The sequence below is a fragment of the Photobacterium carnosum genome (genome assembly GCF_021236965.1).
GTDB classification, from domain to species: domain Bacteria; phylum Pseudomonadota; class Gammaproteobacteria; order Enterobacterales; family Vibrionaceae; genus Photobacterium; species Photobacterium carnosum.
In genome coordinates, this window is sequence record NZ_WMDN01000001.1 from 286,239 (window position 1) to 303,258 (window position 17,020).

Here is a 17,020-nt window from a genome sequence, read left to right on the forward strand (position 1 = left end):
AGGATACTGATTACATGCTTAGTTCTGCAAAATCACTTTCAATATCATTAAATAAAGCATGGATAAAACCATTTCTTTATCAATCTGATGTTGAAAAAAGAATTCGATCTTGGTTTCACAAATATAATACAGCTTGTATTCTTGATATTGTTCTAAAGGAAAAATCAGTTTCCAGCCCAAAAGTTAGAGTTACTGTTGAATATAATAAAATATTAAAAAATAGTCATATTGATACTGAAAAATTAGCCAGCGTCATTGAAGATCAATTATTTGATTTTTTTGAATATAGAAATGTAATATCGATTGATGAAATAATAAAAAAAATATCAATTGAAGATTCACCTCAAGATTATTGTCATTCATTAATAATGAAATCATTAAAAAAAGAAATAATTATTGATGACCAATTTAATTTATTAGATCTTAATCAACAATATTCATCAGAATATGATTTACATCACTTAACTGATTTAAAAGTTGAACGGTTATTATTTATATCACATATTATAAAATACAACATCAATGTGCATAATGCGTTAGCTGTTTAATACACTCAACCACCATCAAAAACAAACTAACCTTCAACATTTTTCCGTCTCGATGGTAGATATATAAAAACCTCGTTATCATCAACGAGGTTATTCTACAACATACTGATAATCGCTCCCCTATCTCGCTGGTATGACGAAAAAATACGATTTAGGTAGTAGAGGATTTGAACCTGTTTTATTGTACCAATTAAATATATTGCTACTTTTACTTAGACGAAAAAACGCTAAATTCTTAACGGCTTTCTTAAATTTGGCGGAGCTGATTTAGGCATTAGAGGATTTGAACCCGTTTTTATTGCACCAATTAAATATATTACTACTTTTACTTAGACGAAAAAAGCTAAATTCTTAACGGCTTTCTTAAATTTGGCGGAGCTGATTTAGGCATTAGAGGATTTGAACCCGCTTTTATTACACCAATTAAATATATTGCTACTTTTACTTAGACGAAAAAAAGCCAACATTTAAATGTTGGCTTTTTAAGAATTTGGCGGAGAGATAGGGATTTGAACCCTAGATACGCTATAAACGTATGCTGGTTTTCAAGACCAGTGCTTTCAACCGCTCAGCCATCTCTCCATGCGGCGTATATTATAGCGGTCAGAGTTTTCTGTAAAGCACTTATTCCAAAAAGGAATTTAAGTGGGTGATTATTATCCTGATAATTAAATATTGACTATTTAATCACATAATTAATGTTATGAACGGCTCGCTATAATTCAATTTAACAGCCATTGTTACAGTATTGGCGAATAATAACGTTACTATTTCAAGGAAGATTTTATGAACATATTAATTATTGGAGGAACGGGAGGCATTGGATTAGCGATTATCCAACAGTTATTAATCATTAAACCCCATGCAAACATCCATACGACATTTTTTCGCCACCAGCCACAATATCAACATCCACAGCTACATTGGCATCATCTTGATATTAGCCTTGAAAACCAGATAGCAGCACTTGCAAAACAACTACCTCAACTTGATGTCGTGATCAATGCTGCCGGTATGCTTCACACTGCGGAACATCAGCCTGAAAAGTCTATTCAACAATTTGATGTGGCTTTTTTCCAAACTAACTTTCAAATCAATACCCTGCCAAGCTTATTAATTGCTAAACATTTTATGACTCCACTAAAAACATCACCACGCAGTTATTTTATAACTATTTCAGCGAAGGTCGGCAGCATTGAAGATAATAAATTAGGCGGCTGGATCAGTTATCGTAGCTCAAAAGCGGCACTTAATATGGCGATTAAAACTATTAGTATTGAATGGCAAACCAAACTCCCCCACTGTTGTGTGATTGCTTTTCATCCCGGTACAACCGCAAGCGCACTATCGGAACCCTTTCAACGTAATGTTGCGCCACATAAATTATTTACACCCACTTATACTGCGCAATGCTTATTACATTTATTGGCTATACTTACACCACAAGAAACGGGGCAATTTTTAAGTTATAACGGTAACATTCTTCCTTGGTGATATCTTTTAAGCATAAACAATACTAATAGAACACATGTTATATTATTATACATAATGTGAAATTCATCATAATATACAGGCTTCTCAATGTTGTTGTTTGCGTTTCTTAACTTCAATCAGCACCACCATTCACCTTGTTTCTCTCGGTAGGTACAATGAAAAAACGTTCTGTTGGCTTTGCTATGACCATTTTAATTATTGGTAATTTGGTTGCTGTATTTTCTGATGCACTAATAAAAACCATGGGTAAAGATGCCGCAGTATTCCAATTTGTATTTTTCCGTCAATTATCAGCAGTCATCATCTTGCTCCCTTTTTGCTTACGTGCGACCAAACAGAGCTTTTTAGTTGGCTTAAAATGGCATTGTGTACGCGCTCATGTGTGGTTATTAGGCGCTGTGTTTATGGTGATTTCATTGAGCAGCTTACCCTTAGCAACTGCTAATGCTATTTTCTATGCAGCACCCTTGATCATGCTTCCGTTAGCAATGCTTGTTTACGGCGAAAAACTCAGTCGCTATTCTATTGCTGCCGGTATTATTGGCTTTGCTGGTGTGTTAGTCATTGTGCGTCCGACAGACATTAGCTGGGCGGCATTTGGAGCATTAGTCGTCGCATTCACTATTGCAGTAAACAACCTTTTTATTCGTAAACTACCCACCCAACAGAGCGTTGCCCAAACATTATTACTCACAAACTTAATCGGTATGCCTGCATCACTCGCATTAGCATTGTGGGAAAATAAACCATGGGATTGGTCACCACTGATTACCGCTTCAGGCTCTAGTGCATTAATTTTGGTGTATGCCGCAACATGCGTGGTAGCCTATCGAGCAGCGGAAAGTAATAAAATCGCCAGTGCTGAATACAGTGGTTTAATTGGCGCAGTAATAGTAGGTTATTTATTGTTTAACGAAGTGCCAGATATAACAACTTTAGTGGGCACGATAATGATCATTGCACCATTATTATGGCTAGCCAAAGTCGAAAGAAAGCGGCATAAAAAAGATTCTATTCAAGCAATTGCTGTTAACGAATAATAAAATCTTTCATGACCGAACGTCCTACATACAAAGATTAAGACTCTGAATATACTATTTTTAGCCACAGCTTATAGGTGGCTTTAACGTTACTTGCGTAGGATATCTGTAATAAAAAAAGTGATTGTCCTATAAATAAAAAAGCGATAACCATTAGGCTATCGCTTTTTCATACCGCATGATTTTCTTATTACAACAATCTTAAACCAGTGCTTTATTAAATCCATCAAGGACGGCGACGGTGTTATGACCTAAATCATCTACCGCATAACCACCTTCAAAAACAAATAGTGTTGGAATATTTAATAAGCCAATCATCCAGCCAATATTTTGATAATCGTTACGCATCAATTTAAAGTAACTGATAGGATCATCGGCAAAGGTGTCCATGCCTAATGAAATCACTAATGCTTCAGGCTTATATTCTGCAATACGAGCCAATGCTTGCGCCAATACTGGCTCATACACTGACCAATCAGTCGTGTGCAGTGGTAATGGTAAGTTAAGATTAAAGCCTAATCCTTCACCTTCACCGTCTTCATCAGCAAAGCCTAAATAATGCGGATAATCATAATCAGGATCACCATGAATAGACGTAAACAATACGTCACTACGATTATAGAAAATACTTTGCGTACCATTACCGTGGTGGTAATCAATATCTAATACAGCAACTCGCTTAGCACCTTGACGAACAAAGCTTTCAGCTGCAATCGCCGCATTATTAGCATAACAATAACCGCCCATTAAATCAGGGGCAGCATGGTGACCCGGTGGGCGACATAATGCAAACGCGGCATGCTCGCCTTGTTTAATTAAATCAACCCCTGTTAAAGCACATTCTGTCGCCGCAACAATCGCTTTCCAAGAACCAGCAGTAATAGCCGCGGTCATATCAAAGCTGTAATACCCTAAGCGGCCTTCAATATCTTTAGGAATACGGTTACGCAAATGACGTGCTGGCGCAAAACAATATGGCGAGGCATCATGCACATCACCAAAGGTTTCTACCCACTGATCCCAGCAACTTGCAAGAAAATCAACATAATCATCGGTATGAACCCAACGCATCGGTGCATCACCATAGCTATTAGGCTCTACAATCGTAAAACCACCATGGTTATTTAACGCATTCAGCACCATATCTGCACGTTCTGGTTTTTCAAAACATGGGGTTGCTTCACCATTTAAAAATTCAAAACGAACATGGTGTAAACGTTGTTTTTCAGTGTAGATAACTTTCATTATTTCTTTAACTCCATCCAGTAACGCTGGTAGAGTGCCGTTGCGTCACCAACATCCGCTAAAAATTGACCTTTTTGCTTAATCGCTTTCGGTGGGAAGATAATCTCACTCTGACGAATATTGTCAGGAAGATTATTTAATGCTTCTAAATTAGGCGCAGCATAGCCAATTTCTGTGATAATTTTAGCTTGGTTCTCAGGCTTTAATAAGAAATTAATGAATTGGTAAGCGGCATCTTTATGCTCACTCGCCGCAGGGATCACCATGTTATCCATCCAGAAAATAGTACCTTCTTGAGGATAAGCAAATTTAAGTGCTGGATTTTCATTTTCAGCACGTACCGCAGTGCCGTTCCATTGCATTCCTACTGATACTTCACCAGCAATATAAGGAATGTGTGGCGCATCTGAATTAAACACTGCGACATTTGGAATTAAGGTTTTCAACGTTTCGTAAGCTTGTTTAATTTCAGCTTCATCACGGCTATTAACACTATGACCGTTCATAATCAATGCCATGCCAAACACATCGCGTGGATCGTCAGTTAATAACACATTACCTTTAAACTCAGGTTTCCACAGATCTTTCCAGTGAGTGATTTGTTTACTATCAATATGATCACTGTCATAACCTAAAGCGGTACTGCCCCAAAGATAAGGAATAGAATACTGATTATTAGGATCAAATGGTTGATTTAAAATCGTGCTGTCTAGTTTAGAAAATGCGGTGATCTTACTATGGTCAAGTTTCGCTAATAAGCCTTCATCGGCCATTTTAGACACATAATAAGTAGATGGAAAAACCAAATCATACCCTTTACCATTGATCATTTTGATCTTGGTATACATCGTTTCATTACTTTCAAACGTTGAATAGTTAACCTTAATATCGGTTTCTTTCGTAAATTGCGTCAATAGTTCTGTTGGTAAATATTCAGACCAATTGTAAATATTCAATGTTGTATCAGCGAGAGCAGGTTGAGCGACGAAAGAGCTAAGTAGAAGCGATGCAAGTAGATTCTTTTTAAACATTTCACCTATTACCAATATGCAAATAAAGCTCGATATAAGCTTTTACAATTGACAATAACATAAATATATTTAAGCCGTTATTTAGAAATTGTATGCAAATGCTACACAGATATAATTTCAATAATATAAAAAAAAGACGCTACTGATTAAACAGTTAGCGTCTTATTAACTCAATTGCAGTTACTCTTTTAAATCAAGAATAACTCACTCAACGGTTAGTTATTCTTATCTGCCTGCATTTGTTCTGCTTCTTCGATAAAGTTTTTCGGTGGCGGCGTCCAACCACGTTCCGATTTAGTGTGTTTATCGGTACGCTCTTGTTTCATGGCCTCACCTAATGTTTGTTCTAACTGCATAAACAATTCAACATAAGACGCATTAAAATGATCTTCTTCGGTGCTATCACTCCATGTTTGATACAACAATTCTTTACTCTTCGCTTCCGTTTCAACAAACATTTCTTTTTGCTGTTCGGCTCTAAATGGATGTACGCCTAGTTCTTTCAAAGCTTGTGCACCCATCGCTAACGCTGAACGGTAGGTTTCACTGATCACATAATCAGCACCTGCGCAGCGTAATGAATAATGATGCCCCCTATCATAAGCGCGCGCTAACACACGAACATGCGGATAAGTTTGTTTAATATAATGCACTAACTCGGTAGCACGTTCTTGATCGTCAATTGCCACTACAAATACTTTGGCATCTTCAATACCTGCGGTATGCAACAAATCATGGCGAGTCGCATCACCAAAGAAGCTTTTTATATCAATTTGACGCATATTATCAATTTGAGTCACAGAGTGATCGAGTACCACAGTTTGCATGCCATTTGAGGTTAATAAGCGATTCACAATCTGACCAAAACGACCGATACCAGCAATGATCACTTTACCTTGTTCATCTATTTCATCTGCTTCACGTTCATTTTTTGACGCACTAAATCGAGGTAAAATCACTTTATCAAATAATATAAATAACCCTGGGGTTAAGAACATCGACAATGCCACAACCAATGATAACGTTTGACCTAATTCAGCAGGCAATACATTATTTTGAACGGTGTAGTTCAATAATACAAACCCAAATTCACCCGCTTGTGCCAAGCTAAGCGCAAATAACCATCGGTCACTACCTTTAATTTTAAAAATAAAGGATAAAATCAATAATACCAATGCCTTAATTAGCATTACACCAAGAGTTAATCCAATAATGGTGCCAAACTGATCAAACAAAATACCAAAGTTAATGCCGGCACCAACAGTAATAAAGAACAGCCCTAACAATAAACCTTTAAACGGTTCAATATTTGATTCTAACTCGTGGCGGAATTCACTGTTTGCCAATACCACCCCCGCAAGGAACGTTCCCAACGCTGGCGATAAACCAATTAAACTCATTAACGCGGCAATACCAATCACCAACATTAATGCGGTGGCAGTGAAAATTTCACGTAAACCTGATGCCGCCACAAAACGGAATAATGGTCGGCTAAGATAATGTCCACCCACCACAACACCTGCAATAGCAAGGATCACCACAATTGCGTAACCCCAACCAGGCAAACCTGCCACTAAACTAAGATCTTCATGATGTTCAGCCGCAGCCGTTACAGTTGATTGCGCTTTTTCCACCAATTCAGGTAAGGCAAGTAACGGAATCAATGCCAGCATTGGAATAACGGCAATATCTTGAAACAGTAATACTGAAAATGCACTTTTTCCGCCTTCAGTTTTACTTAACCCTTTTTCATTAAAGGTTTGCAGCACAATCGCGGTTGATGACAATGAAAAAATCAAACCAATTGCTAAAGCATAAGTCCAACTGATACCTAACGCACTGGCAATCCCCATTACCACCGCTGCAGTCACCACAACTTGTAAGCCACCTAACCCTAATAAACGATGGCGCATGCCCCACAACATTTTTGGTTCAAGTTCTAAGCCAACAATAAATAACATCATTACCACTCCGAACTCAGCAAAATGCTGAATCGTAGTGGTTTCGCTGCCAACTAGACCAATAACAGGACCAATAACAACACCAGCAATTAAATAGCCCAATACAGAGCCGAGCCCAAAGCGTTTAGCAATCGGCACCGCAATCACCGCAGCAACTAAATAAATAAATGCCTGTAAAAATATTCCGGTCATGGCTACTCCGCGATCACAAGATCAATACTATGATTTAATTTTGATAATTTACTCGCGACATCATAATCGAGTTTATCTTCTTTAATAGCCATTAACACTCGACGCCAATTAGTTAAGTGTTTGGAAATGCGTTGTTCTTCCGTGGCAGTGCCAGCACCAAATAAAGCAAACGGCGCTAAAAACTCCATTCCCGTTAATTCTGCCATTTGCTCTAACGGCTGTAATAACTGGCGAATCGTAAAGTGGTTAAAACCTTCTTTACGATAACTTGATTCAGAGCCACCTGCGGTAAGCGCACAGAGGAATTTTTTTCCGACTAACGCCTTACCTTCGCTACCATAAGCAAAGCCATATTCCAGTACTAAATCTTGCCATTCTTTTAATAACGACGGGGTGGAATACCAATATAATGGGAACATAAATACAATCACATCATGATCGCGTAACCGTTGCTGTTCTTTGTCGATATCAATACGAAAATTGGGGTACTCAGCATATAAATCCACGGTGGTAACGTGATCAAAACCTTTAGATGCATTAAATAACGGTACATTGATTTCAGAACGGTTTTGCGACGGATGAGCAAATAAAATCAACACTTTTTTTTGAAAAGCAGACATTGTTTTCCTTATTATTGTTGTCTTGTCTTTGATAGATACTACGCTAATAAAACAATATATTATAAATAATTATTATGATTGCATATCAACAATGCTATTTAGGTATATTACCGAATAAATCCTGCATTTTCATGAATTTTACTTGGCGGCAAACCAAAATAACGCTTAAATTCACGGCTAAACTGCGCGGGACTCTCATACCCCACCAGCCCCGCTGCAATATTAGCAGCCATACCTTGTTGTAAGATTAACGTCTTGGCATTATTTAATCGTATTTTCTTAATATATTGCAGCGGTGGATCAGTCACGACTTGTTTAAACACTTTATGAAAAACAGACACACTCATACCCGCCATTGCCGCTAACTCATGCACTTGTAATTTAGTATCATAATGCAATTGTACATAATCAATTACCGATGAAATTTTGGCTAACGCACTATCTTGTTCACAATATTGCGCTAATAAATATCCTTGATCGCCTTGCAGTAAATAATAAAATAACTGTCGAATCAGTGATGGGCCCACAACCATCGCATCAAGAGGATCGTGCAACACTTCAAATAATTGCTCGACACTGCGATACATGCGTTCAGTCATCTTTGCGGTCGCCACACCACAACTGCCCTCATAATTAAATTGATGTTGTTGGTCAGATTCAATCATGGTGACTAACTGGCGAATAACGGTTAAATCAAAATCAATATTAATTCCAATCAATGGCTGTTGTTGTGAGGCAAAGGTTTCACAAACAATAGGATAAGGTGTGGTAACTAATAAACATCGCTGTGGATCGTAATTAAATTGATGCTGATTTAAATGCCCTGTTTTGTGGCCTTGAATAATAATAACAATACCTTGCTCATACATTTGCGGACTATGCTTATGATAACTATCAATCCTAAATAACCGTACCCCAGCAAGATTAGTATCCACACGAGCAGATTGGTGCGCTAACCCATAATACTCACATAACGAATAAGCTAAGGTTATTATAGATGAGGGTATAGCGGCGGGTTGAGGTTCAGCTATCTTTGTAATACTTTCACTTTTCATGACTATCTACTCACAAATTTATTTTCATCACCTTAGCAGATATTCACTATTAATAGCAGTAACAAAAGAGGAATAGGCAAGCATTAAAGAGAATTATGTATTAAGTAAAACCGTATTATCCCCTAGACTGGAGACATCTAAGGTACTCAGTATCTGATAACTAAAATCATTATAATAATCAGCTCAGTTTGCTGTTCTAAGGAAAATAAAATGGACAAATTTACGTATCAAAGCCCTACAAAAATTCATTTTGGTGAAGGTCAAATTGCTGAAATTGCCAATGATATTCCGAAAGATAAAAAGATCTTAGTCATCTACGGTGGCGGCTCAATTAAAAGTAACGGTGTTTATGAGCAAGTTTCTGCAGCACTAACTGGTTTTAATTGGAGCGAGTTTTCAGGCATCGAGCCAAACCCACAATATGGCACTCTAATGCAAGCTGTTGCTAAAGTGAAAGCAGAAGGCTATGACTTCCTATTAGCTGTGGGTGGTGGTTCAGTGGTTGATGGCACCAAATTCATTGCAGCTGCTGCATGTTATGAAGGCGCTGATCCATGGGAAATTTTGCATGACCAAGCACCAGTAACAGCCGCGCTACCTATCGGTTGTGTATTAACACTACCAGCAACAGGCTCTGAAACTAACGGTGGTGCCGTGGTTTCTCGTGGTAACGATAAGCTATTCTTTGGCTCTGCATTAGTGAAGCCTACGTTTGCTATCTTAGATCCACAAACCACATTAAGCCTATCTCCTCGTCAAGTGTCTAACGGTGTTGTGGATGCTTTTGTTCACACCATGGAGCAATACTTAACTTTCCCTGTGAATGCTAAAGTTCAAGATCGTTTTGCTGAAGGCCTATTGTTAACGCTTATCGAAGAAGGTCCAAAAGCACTAGCAACTCCAGATGATATCGCGGTTCGTGCCAATATCATGTGGTCTGCAACTCAAGCATTGAATGGCTTAATTGGTATGGGTGTTCCACAAGATTGGGCTACACATATGATTGGCCATGAACTTACTGGTAACTACAGTATCGATCATGCGCGTACATTAAGTATCGTGCTACCTGCGGTAATGCAAGTTTGTCGTAAAGAGAAACAAGCAAAATTAGTTCAATATGCAGAGCGCATATTTGGTATTACTACCGGCACAACTGACGAGCGTATTGATGCTGCAATCGCACGCACTATTGCTTTCTTTAAAGAAATGGACGTTCCAACTTCACTGACTGATGTTGAACTAGGCACTGCTGATATTGATGTATTAGTTGCTAGCCTTGAGAAACACGGGAGAACAGCACTCGGTGAACACGGCAAACTGACTATTGCAGACAGCCGCAAAATTTTAGAGACTGCGTTATAATCATCACTGAATGATATAACCATAAATTTAAAGGCTAGGTATTTTATATCTAGCCTTTTTTGTGCGTGGTTTTCAGAGTTTATAATAAACATCTTAGACCATCTTGGACAGCCACAAGAAAGAGAGCATTTTGGACAGCCAAATGTTTTAACACTTAAATAGAGTCCTCAAAAAGTAAACCATTCCACCAGCAATAATCTCTCAAATCTAAAATTTACAGCTCATTATTTATAATTCATCACTAAACCTGTTCTATTACCATATTTCAGGATCGACAAAACCCACAATCCTGACGGTTATTGCAGTATTTTCTTTCGATTATAAAAAATATTTAACTAGGATGTAACTGATGACTCGCTGATTTCCCTTTGCACCAATGCCCACCTACATGTTGTTTAAATGCACACATTCGGGACCATTTACCGCTTACATTGGCGTAATGTTCCATAAATTGTTCACTGTGCTCAAGCCAAGCATCCGGTGTTATTCCCATTTTCTGTAAAATCTTTGGCTGATTAGGTGCAATAAAACCTTTTTTATCATTTCGAATACACCGACCAGTCCAGTCAATCAGTTCAAGATAATCGACAAAAGCAAAGTTTATCCCTGCTGTTTTAGCTTGATGTTCTGCGCCAACAAAGGATAGTAATTGGAAGTGACTTTTATTTGATGAAGATGGTTTAGTGGATGTTTTCTTCTGATGGTATTCACGAATACGTTGCTGAATAGAGGTAAAATCTGATTGCTCTAGTGAAGGTGTAATGCCAGCCCTAATAGGATTTAAATCAACGTACATCATGCATGATAATAACGCCTGTTCATCCAGTAGTGCCTGAGACTTAAAACGCCCTTCCCAAAACGCGCCTTTACATTGATCTTCTTTATTGGCTTTTCGTGCGATTTCTTCATTAAGACAGCGCATAAACCAGCTAATACTGCCTAATCGTTGCTGCCATTCAGCCACTAAGTCTGATAATGCTTGTTGTTTATCAGAGCCGATTTGCCCCTCTTTTAAAAAATCGATTGCAATAGGATGACCATTAAATAACTGTAACCAGCGTGATATTACCGCTTCTGGGGTTAGCTTTTGTTGCTGTTCAGTGTCTATTTTTAGCACTAAATGATAATGGTTACTCATCACTGCATAAGCGCAAACATCAATACAAAATACAGCTGCTAATTGTTTGATTTTATTTACTATCCAACCTCTACGATGGTGATAGCTTTTACCGTTATACGGATCATCACCACATAAGTACGCACGACGTACACAGCGATTAATTACATGATAAAAAGGCGTTATTTGAGGCTCGATCAATTTCCGTCTTGAGATTGTCATTCGATTCACCATAAGCAACTTGAAACTTAAGTGTAGTTACTCATAGTTGATGTGCAAAGTTATGGCTGTCCTTTGCTCCCATGGATAGGTGTCGACTACGCGACACATATCCTTATCTGTTAGTTGTTTTATTGCATACGATCTAGAATATAGTCTTGAAGAGCTAAGCCTTTTAATTTTTGTTTACACCCATTAACACGAACCCAAGTGTCTCCGGAAGAATTAAAAAACAAACCAATGGTATTGGATTTAGGAACATTCACCTCTAAAACGTATCCTTTCTCAGCATTTATTACAGAGTGAAATTTAACATTAATCTTAGTTGGATCTATTGCTGGCTCAATCGTACCGATTTTAGCATTAACAACTTTATTTATTTCGTCCTTTTGCGCTATAGATAGCGGTAAACTCTTTACTCTACCATCGTCGCAGATACCCCAAAAAATGCTGCCTCCAGAACCGTTAAGAAATGCAACCACATATTCATCAACTAAGTTCTGGATAGACTTTGCAGGGTTATTTCCTTTAACTTCCTTGAATTCATGGGTCAAATCCTCTTCCAGAGAACAAACCTCGCCCTCAATGAATCTGTGCTGGACACTATCTTCAACCATTTCCAACTCATCAGGAAGAGATTCAAAAAACGCTCTAAGTTTTTTTATGCTCCCTGAGTTCATACGGATAGACTGAGACATTTTATTTATAGAGCCACAGCTCTCAATCAACAAATCTAGTTGCTCAAGTGCTTTAGTTTTACCAACTAATTGCCCCCAAGTTTCAATTTGTCGATTTCGTTGAGGACCACTTTGCAAACCGCCGGGATAATATCTATCATTGATGACTTCAAACGCAACGTCTAGATCCCAGTTCTTATTAATGATCAAAATTACTTCCTATTATTCCGAAGTTTGGTAAAACCACTTACCCGTATTTATCTTTTCATAATATAAAAAACAATATAAATCAGCTACATTTTCACTTTTAAATCCCGATAGTAATCACAAAATCGACACTTACCGTTTAGTTTCTAGTTTTTCTACTATTTAAAATCACAACGCGCAGTAAATATATTCCCTATCACCCTCAAGGAATTCACGATAGAAAATAACAATCGTCGATTTAAATACTACAGCTAAAATAAAACCCCTATCATTTAATAAACAATAGGGGTTTTATTTATGAAGTTATTTACAACTACGGCAAATTAAGCCGTGGTTTTAAAACATTGGCGGGTAACATCGCCCCAGTATTCATCATGGTAAATATCTTCAACAAATACTTCATTGGTGTAACTGCCAATCGCACGTCGCCAAAATGTAATCGCGTGATCAGCGCCCTCAATCTGCTTGCTTTGCCATAGACCCGGCATCATATCAAATAGCGTATGGGCAAAACGTTGACCAGCTTTGTTCTTACGAAATACGGGTACAACATAGAAATCACACACTTCGTAATGATCAACACTCTCGTTAGCAATGGCAGCTAATCCTGCCGGTTTACCTTCGATATACAATAAATACCCTGTGACATTGCCCTCAATCGGAGTATCTAACGCAAACTTACCCTCATCATCAGGCATTTTTTTTGTTAATGGTGAAAATTCAGCTTCATAGGCTTGAGTTAAATTTAAATAGATCGCTAGATTGCTCGCATTAACTTTTACTAATTCCACGAAAATTCCTTTTACTTCGTTTCTGGTAATAATTTGGTTTTAACTTGCTGAGACTTAGTGCCTGTCGCCTTCATAAACTGCGCTTTAAGGTTATAACTGATGGTATTGGCGCGAATAATATTACCATCTTGGGTTATTTTAGCGTTTGTCTTTAATACCATCATGCTATCAGAAGGGGTATAGATGCCGTAACTCGACTCACCATTAATGACTTTGCCGTCTTTCATTACACGTTTGAAGTGAGCAGGCTTGCCATACACTTCAATCGTTTTTAATTCTTTAGTTTTACTATTTAATTTAATCACCGCTTTATCTGCTTTAATGGTGATACCACCTTGAACAATATCCACTTTACCAATTAACGTCGTTGTATTATTTACAACATCTACATCTTGGGTAACGGATGATAATTGAATTGGCAGTGCTGTTTCTGCCGTTGCAGCAAAGACAGATGTACTCAAAAGTAAGAGTAACGTCGCAGTAAATAGCTTTGTTTTCATTATTTATTATTCTCATCATGTGATGCTAATTTTCCGCGATAATACCAAGAAAAGTAAGACGCTATTGCCCCTCTCCTTTACACAGTTAAAATATATCGCTCTCTTTATATTCTAACTGATTTTTACAGTTTTATCTTAAAGCTATTTTTTTGTTTCATTTCATACCTTATCACCAATCAGATATTCCATATAATCAATACCTTATAAAAACATATCAATTTATTGTTGCATGTACAACAAATTGGCGTTAGATTACCACCTTTATTGTTGTATAGGTAACAAAAATGAAAGAAAAAATGTATCAATATATTATTTATAGCGTACTCACTATCGTCGCTTGTTTTTCCCTCTTTTTATTGATCAGTGATAACGTGGCCCCCTTTACAACCCAATCAACCTTGTACCGAGCGGTTGCTAATATCTCACCACAAGTTTCAGGTGTGATCACCAATGTGGCAGTTGAGAATGGTCAAAATATCAATAAAGGTGAGCTACTGTTTACCATTGATCCTGCTCCCTATGCGCTTAAAGTACGTCAAGCACAGGCAAATTTAGCCCAAGCGGATCAAAATTATTCAGCGCAAACTCAACAGTTAGTTACAGCTAATCAATTATTAAAACAACGCCAATTACAATCACATAATGCGGCTATTTCATTAGCTAGATTTGAACGATTAATTAATAAAGGCTTAGTGACTCGCCAACAATTTGATGATGCACAAACACAAGCAGCAGTCGCAAAAAGTGCTTATCAAGGAGCTAAAGCGGAAGTATTACGTATAAAAGCGTTGTTAAATGGAAAATCTAACAATGCCGCTGTTGAATTGGCCCAAGCTAAACTTGCTCAAGCACAATTAGATTTAACACATACCCGTGTGATTGCCCAAACGACAGGTACGATCACTAACCTACAACTACAAGTGGGGAGTTATATTAATCAAGCTACCCCCGCTCTGTTTATCGTTAATGAAAACAATGTCTGGTTAAGTGCCGATTTTAATGAAAAAGGGATGACTCAGTTACAACCTCAACATTTAGTCTACATTGCGTTTGATGCGATTCCTGGCAAAGTATTTACGGGTGAAATAAGCAGTCAAGATCGGGCTGAATTTGATGCTGAAAATCCTAATAACCAACTTTCAAGCGTGACTAACGATAAGCATTGGATCCGTGAACTACAGAAAATTCGCACTCGTATTTCGGTTCATAATCTTAATCCTGCTTTGATTTCAGGTGCTCGTGCCAGTGTTATGGTGCAAAGCAATAATCCAATTATCAATACAGTAGCGCAAGTGTGGATCAAGTTAGTCGCTATTTTTCACTATATTTACTAGCGAGCAAGGCGTTATGACGTTTAATAAAAATGACACGAATAGCGCACTACGGATCGCGCTAACCATCACCTTTTGTATGTTAATTGGTAAGTTGGCTAATTTTAATTCACCGGTTTATTTTGCACTTTATCCAACACTATTAATGACCAAAGGACGTCAATTTTCATGGTCTGGTATTGCCGCCATGTTTTTACCCACATTTATAGCGGCAAGTGCAGCATTAATAGTCAATAATCTTTTTTATAATCACCCCTTTATTATTTGGAGTATCAGCTTATTTTTCTTTGATTTTATGCGGCGTCGAGCCAATACGCCGGCGAAATTAAATCAACTATTAATGCCAACGTTTAATTGGATTTTAATCATTATTTTTGCTCAACATACTGATATGAATATGCCCATGAGGATCCATGAAATATTACTGGCGATGATTATTACTGCGGTAGTTGCCAAAACAATGATATGGCTATTTCCGGTTACTCAAAAACAGCCACCCTTTACCCCGATGCCAACATTTAATATCAGTTATCAACATCGTTTTATTACTCTAAGTTTGCTCGGTATTAGTGTCGCATTTCTTATGGTTGTTAATTTAATTTCAGCTGTCTTCTGTCTGGTACCTGTTATTGCCGCAGCAACACAAATAAGTCGAGCTAATTATATAAAAACCGTGAAGTTACGATTCATCACGCAGATTGGGGGTTGTATGATTGCCCTGATTTTTTCAGTTATCATAATGGGACATCAAACCATTATTCCTTATTATGCATTTATTCTTGGGGGGCTGATCTTTACTTTAGCGATGATGATGAGTACCAGTAACGGTCCAGAACGAGATATTCATGCTGATACTATTTTAGCGACAGTCTTACCGATTCAGCTCTATTTAGGAAATAATACTCTTAATTTAAACAGTACCTTTCTACGCAGCTGGGAACTGGCGGTGACTTTAGGTATATTGTTTTTGATCCATTTTTTATGTTCAACAAAGAGAACCTAATGCATTCTGTTATTACTAATATACCCGAATTGGATAGTAGCCTAAGCTTTACCATTGGGATTACTTACAAACAATTTAGAACCCTTGCGAACCAATCACTCAGTTCTAAATTTGATATTACTCTTGAAATGTTAGGCGCATTACGGGTATTAGATCATTTAGGTGAAATTCCTCAGCAAACCGTTGCCGAAGCATTACAACGAGAGCGTTCAGTAACAAAACGTTTAATCGACAATTGTATTAAACGTGAATTAGTTGAAGCAAAGAAAAGTGCTGACAATAAAAAAGCCCGTTATTTAACGCTTACGCCGAAAGGGATAACGGTCAAGCAACAAGCAGATATCATCATTAAAGCGCTTACAGTTGATTTTTATGCTCCCCTTAACGCACAAGAGTGTGAACAATTATTGTCCCTTTGCCGTCGGCTAGTAAAAACCGATTTCATTTTAAGCAATGACAATTAATCCCTTTAATAATGCAATGAGCTGTTAGTACTCTATAGTTAACAGCTCAATATTCTTCAAATAATGCCCATATCTTCATCTAGATTCATTAATAGCTCTATGTTATAACATAACAAGAATATTGCTATTTACCCTGAATCATTATCACTCATCAATGATGAAT

Annotated in this window: 16 protein-coding genes and 1 tRNA gene; 7 read left to right on the forward strand and 10 right to left on the reverse strand. The window is 37.6% G+C overall.

The features are described from left to right. Positions 1–14 precede the first annotated feature (14 nt). Positions 15–548 carry a hypothetical protein gene (locus GLP24_RS01415; RefSeq protein ID WP_232615421.1) on the forward strand — a complete coding sequence of 178 codons (534 nt, stop codon included), beginning with the start codon at positions 15–17 and terminating at the stop codon, positions 546–548. A gap of 491 nt (positions 549–1,039) precedes the next feature. On the opposite strand, the gene GLP24_RS01420 is transcribed toward GLP24_RS01415, so the two are convergent. Continuing rightward, positions 1,040–1,130 (reverse strand) — tRNA-Ser (locus GLP24_RS01420). A gap of 204 nt (positions 1,131–1,334) precedes the next feature. Between GLP24_RS01420 and GLP24_RS01425 the strand changes: the two genes are divergently transcribed. Continuing rightward, positions 1,335–2,042, forward strand: a complete 708-nt coding sequence (locus GLP24_RS01425) for an SDR family oxidoreductase (protein WP_232615422.1) — start codon at positions 1,335–1,337, stop codon at positions 2,040–2,042. Between the two features lie 155 nt (positions 2,043–2,197). After that, entirely contained in the window at positions 2,198–3,082 is an 885-nt protein-coding gene (locus GLP24_RS01430; RefSeq protein ID WP_101768799.1) for a DMT family transporter, read from the forward strand. Positions 3,083–3,283: 201 nt separating this feature from the next. On the opposite strand, the gene GLP24_RS01435 is transcribed toward GLP24_RS01430, so the two are convergent. The 5 genes from GLP24_RS01435 to GLP24_RS01455 form a co-directional block, all read right to left on the reverse strand. Then, complete coding sequence (locus GLP24_RS01435) at positions 3,284–4,327, reverse strand: histone deacetylase family protein (RefSeq protein WP_101768800.1); 1,044 nt, start codon at positions 4,325–4,327, stop codon at positions 3,284–3,286. Beyond that, positions 4,327–5,358, reverse strand: coding sequence for an ABC transporter substrate-binding protein (locus tag GLP24_RS01440; RefSeq protein ID WP_232574689.1), 1,032 nt, complete (start codon positions 5,356–5,358; stop codon positions 4,327–4,329). Before GLP24_RS01440 ends, GLP24_RS01435 begins: the two co-directional genes overlap by 1 nt. Positions 5,359–5,573: 215 nt before the next feature. Continuing rightward, the gene (locus tag GLP24_RS01445; RefSeq protein ID WP_101768802.1) at positions 5,574–7,511 is read right to left on the reverse strand and encodes a monovalent cation:proton antiporter-2 (CPA2) family protein; all 1,938 of its coding nucleotides are present in this window, start codon (positions 7,509–7,511) and stop codon (positions 5,574–5,576) included. A gap of 2 nt (positions 7,512–7,513) precedes the next feature. Continuing rightward, entirely contained in the window at positions 7,514–8,131 is a 618-nt protein-coding gene (locus tag GLP24_RS01450) for an NAD(P)H-dependent oxidoreductase (RefSeq protein ID WP_101768803.1), read from the reverse strand. A 107-nt stretch (positions 8,132–8,238) separates the two neighbouring features. Next, positions 8,239–9,186, reverse strand: coding sequence for an AraC family transcriptional regulator (locus tag GLP24_RS01455; protein ID WP_152653290.1), 948 nt, complete (start codon positions 9,184–9,186; stop codon positions 8,239–8,241). Between the two features lie 210 nt (positions 9,187–9,396). Here GLP24_RS01455 and GLP24_RS01460 point away from each other — a divergent pair, with 210 nt between their 5' ends. Then, positions 9,397–10,548: an iron-containing alcohol dehydrogenase gene (locus tag GLP24_RS01460; protein ID WP_101768805.1), complete on the forward strand. Its 1,152-nt coding sequence runs from the start codon at positions 9,397–9,399 to the stop codon at positions 10,546–10,548. 331 nt (positions 10,549–10,879) lie between these two features. On the opposite strand, the gene GLP24_RS01465 is transcribed toward GLP24_RS01460, so the two are convergent. From GLP24_RS01465 to lptA, 4 genes are all read right to left on the reverse strand, one after another. Next, positions 10,880–11,887, reverse strand: coding sequence for a transposase (locus GLP24_RS01465; protein ID WP_101768806.1), 1,008 nt, complete (start codon positions 11,885–11,887; stop codon positions 10,880–10,882). Between the two features lie 128 nt (positions 11,888–12,015). Continuing rightward, positions 12,016–12,771, reverse strand: a complete 756-nt coding sequence (locus GLP24_RS01470; protein WP_101768807.1) for an ATP-binding protein — start codon at positions 12,769–12,771, stop codon at positions 12,016–12,018. 320 nt (positions 12,772–13,091) lie between these two features. After that, positions 13,092–13,559: a GNAT family N-acetyltransferase gene (locus GLP24_RS01475; RefSeq protein ID WP_101768808.1), complete on the reverse strand. Its 468-nt coding sequence runs from the start codon at positions 13,557–13,559 to the stop codon at positions 13,092–13,094. Positions 13,560–13,570: 11 nt separating this feature from the next. After that, positions 13,571–14,059, reverse strand: a complete 489-nt coding sequence (gene lptA, locus GLP24_RS01480; RefSeq protein ID WP_101768809.1) for a lipopolysaccharide transport periplasmic protein LptA — start codon at positions 14,057–14,059, stop codon at positions 13,571–13,573. Between the two features lie 284 nt (positions 14,060–14,343). On the opposite strand from lptA, the gene GLP24_RS01485 reads away from it, so the two are divergent. Genes GLP24_RS01485 through GLP24_RS01495 form a run of 3 tightly spaced genes read left to right on the forward strand, consistent with a single transcriptional unit; the run spans position 14,344 to position 16,857 of the window. Further along, positions 14,344–15,393 (forward strand): HlyD family secretion protein, encoded by a 1,050-nt coding sequence (locus GLP24_RS01485; RefSeq protein ID WP_101768810.1) that lies wholly within the window; start codon positions 14,344–14,346, stop codon positions 15,391–15,393. 13 nt (positions 15,394–15,406) lie between these two features. Further along, positions 15,407–16,393 carry a DUF2955 domain-containing protein gene (locus GLP24_RS01490; RefSeq protein WP_101768811.1) on the forward strand — a complete coding sequence of 329 codons (987 nt, stop codon included), beginning with the start codon at positions 15,407–15,409 and terminating at the stop codon, positions 16,391–16,393. Further along, the gene (locus GLP24_RS01495) at positions 16,393–16,857 is read left to right on the forward strand and encodes a MarR family winged helix-turn-helix transcriptional regulator (protein WP_101768812.1); all 465 of its coding nucleotides are present in this window, start codon (positions 16,393–16,395) and stop codon (positions 16,855–16,857) included. The genes GLP24_RS01490 and GLP24_RS01495 overlap by 1 nt, the downstream gene beginning before the upstream one ends. The last annotated feature ends 163 nt before the right edge of the window (positions 16,858–17,020 follow it).

Coding starts and splice junctions, on each gene's coding strand:
- GLP24_RS01490 (WP_101768811.1), top strand. CDS start 15,407: ATGACGTTTAATAAAAATGACACGAATAGCGCACTACGGATCGCGCTA.
- GLP24_RS01460 (WP_101768805.1), top strand. CDS start 9,397: ATGGACAAATTTACGTATCAAAGCCCTACAAAAATTCATTTTGGTGAA.
- GLP24_RS01455 (WP_152653290.1), bottom strand. CDS start 9,186: ATGAAAAGTGAAAGTATTACAAAGATAGCTGAACCTCAACCCGCCGCT.
- GLP24_RS01440 (WP_232574689.1), bottom strand. CDS start 5,358: ATGTTTAAAAAGAATCTACTTGCATCGCTTCTACTTAGCTCTTTCGTC.
- GLP24_RS01425 (WP_232615422.1), top strand. CDS start 1,335: ATGAACATATTAATTATTGGAGGAACGGGAGGCATTGGATTAGCGATT.
- GLP24_RS01435 (WP_101768800.1), bottom strand. CDS start 4,327: ATGAAAGTTATCTACACTGAAAAACAACGTTTACACCATGTTCGTTTT.
- lptA (WP_101768809.1), bottom strand. CDS start 14,059: ATGAAAACAAAGCTATTTACTGCGACGTTACTCTTACTTTTGAGTACA.
- GLP24_RS01485 (WP_101768810.1), top strand. CDS start 14,344: ATGAAAGAAAAAATGTATCAATATATTATTTATAGCGTACTCACTATC.
- GLP24_RS01445 (WP_101768802.1), bottom strand. CDS start 7,511: ATGACCGGAATATTTTTACAGGCATTTATTTATTTAGTTGCTGCGGTG.
- GLP24_RS01465 (WP_101768806.1), bottom strand. CDS start 11,887: ATGACAATCTCAAGACGGAAATTGATCGAGCCTCAAATAACGCCTTTT.
- GLP24_RS01415 (WP_232615421.1), top strand. CDS start 15: ATGCTTAGTTCTGCAAAATCACTTTCAATATCATTAAATAAAGCATGG.
- GLP24_RS01495 (WP_101768812.1), top strand. CDS start 16,393: ATGCATTCTGTTATTACTAATATACCCGAATTGGATAGTAGCCTAAGC.
- GLP24_RS01450 (WP_101768803.1), bottom strand. CDS start 8,131: ATGTCTGCTTTTCAAAAAAAAGTGTTGATTTTATTTGCTCATCCGTCG.
- GLP24_RS01430 (WP_101768799.1), top strand. CDS start 2,198: ATGAAAAAACGTTCTGTTGGCTTTGCTATGACCATTTTAATTATTGGT.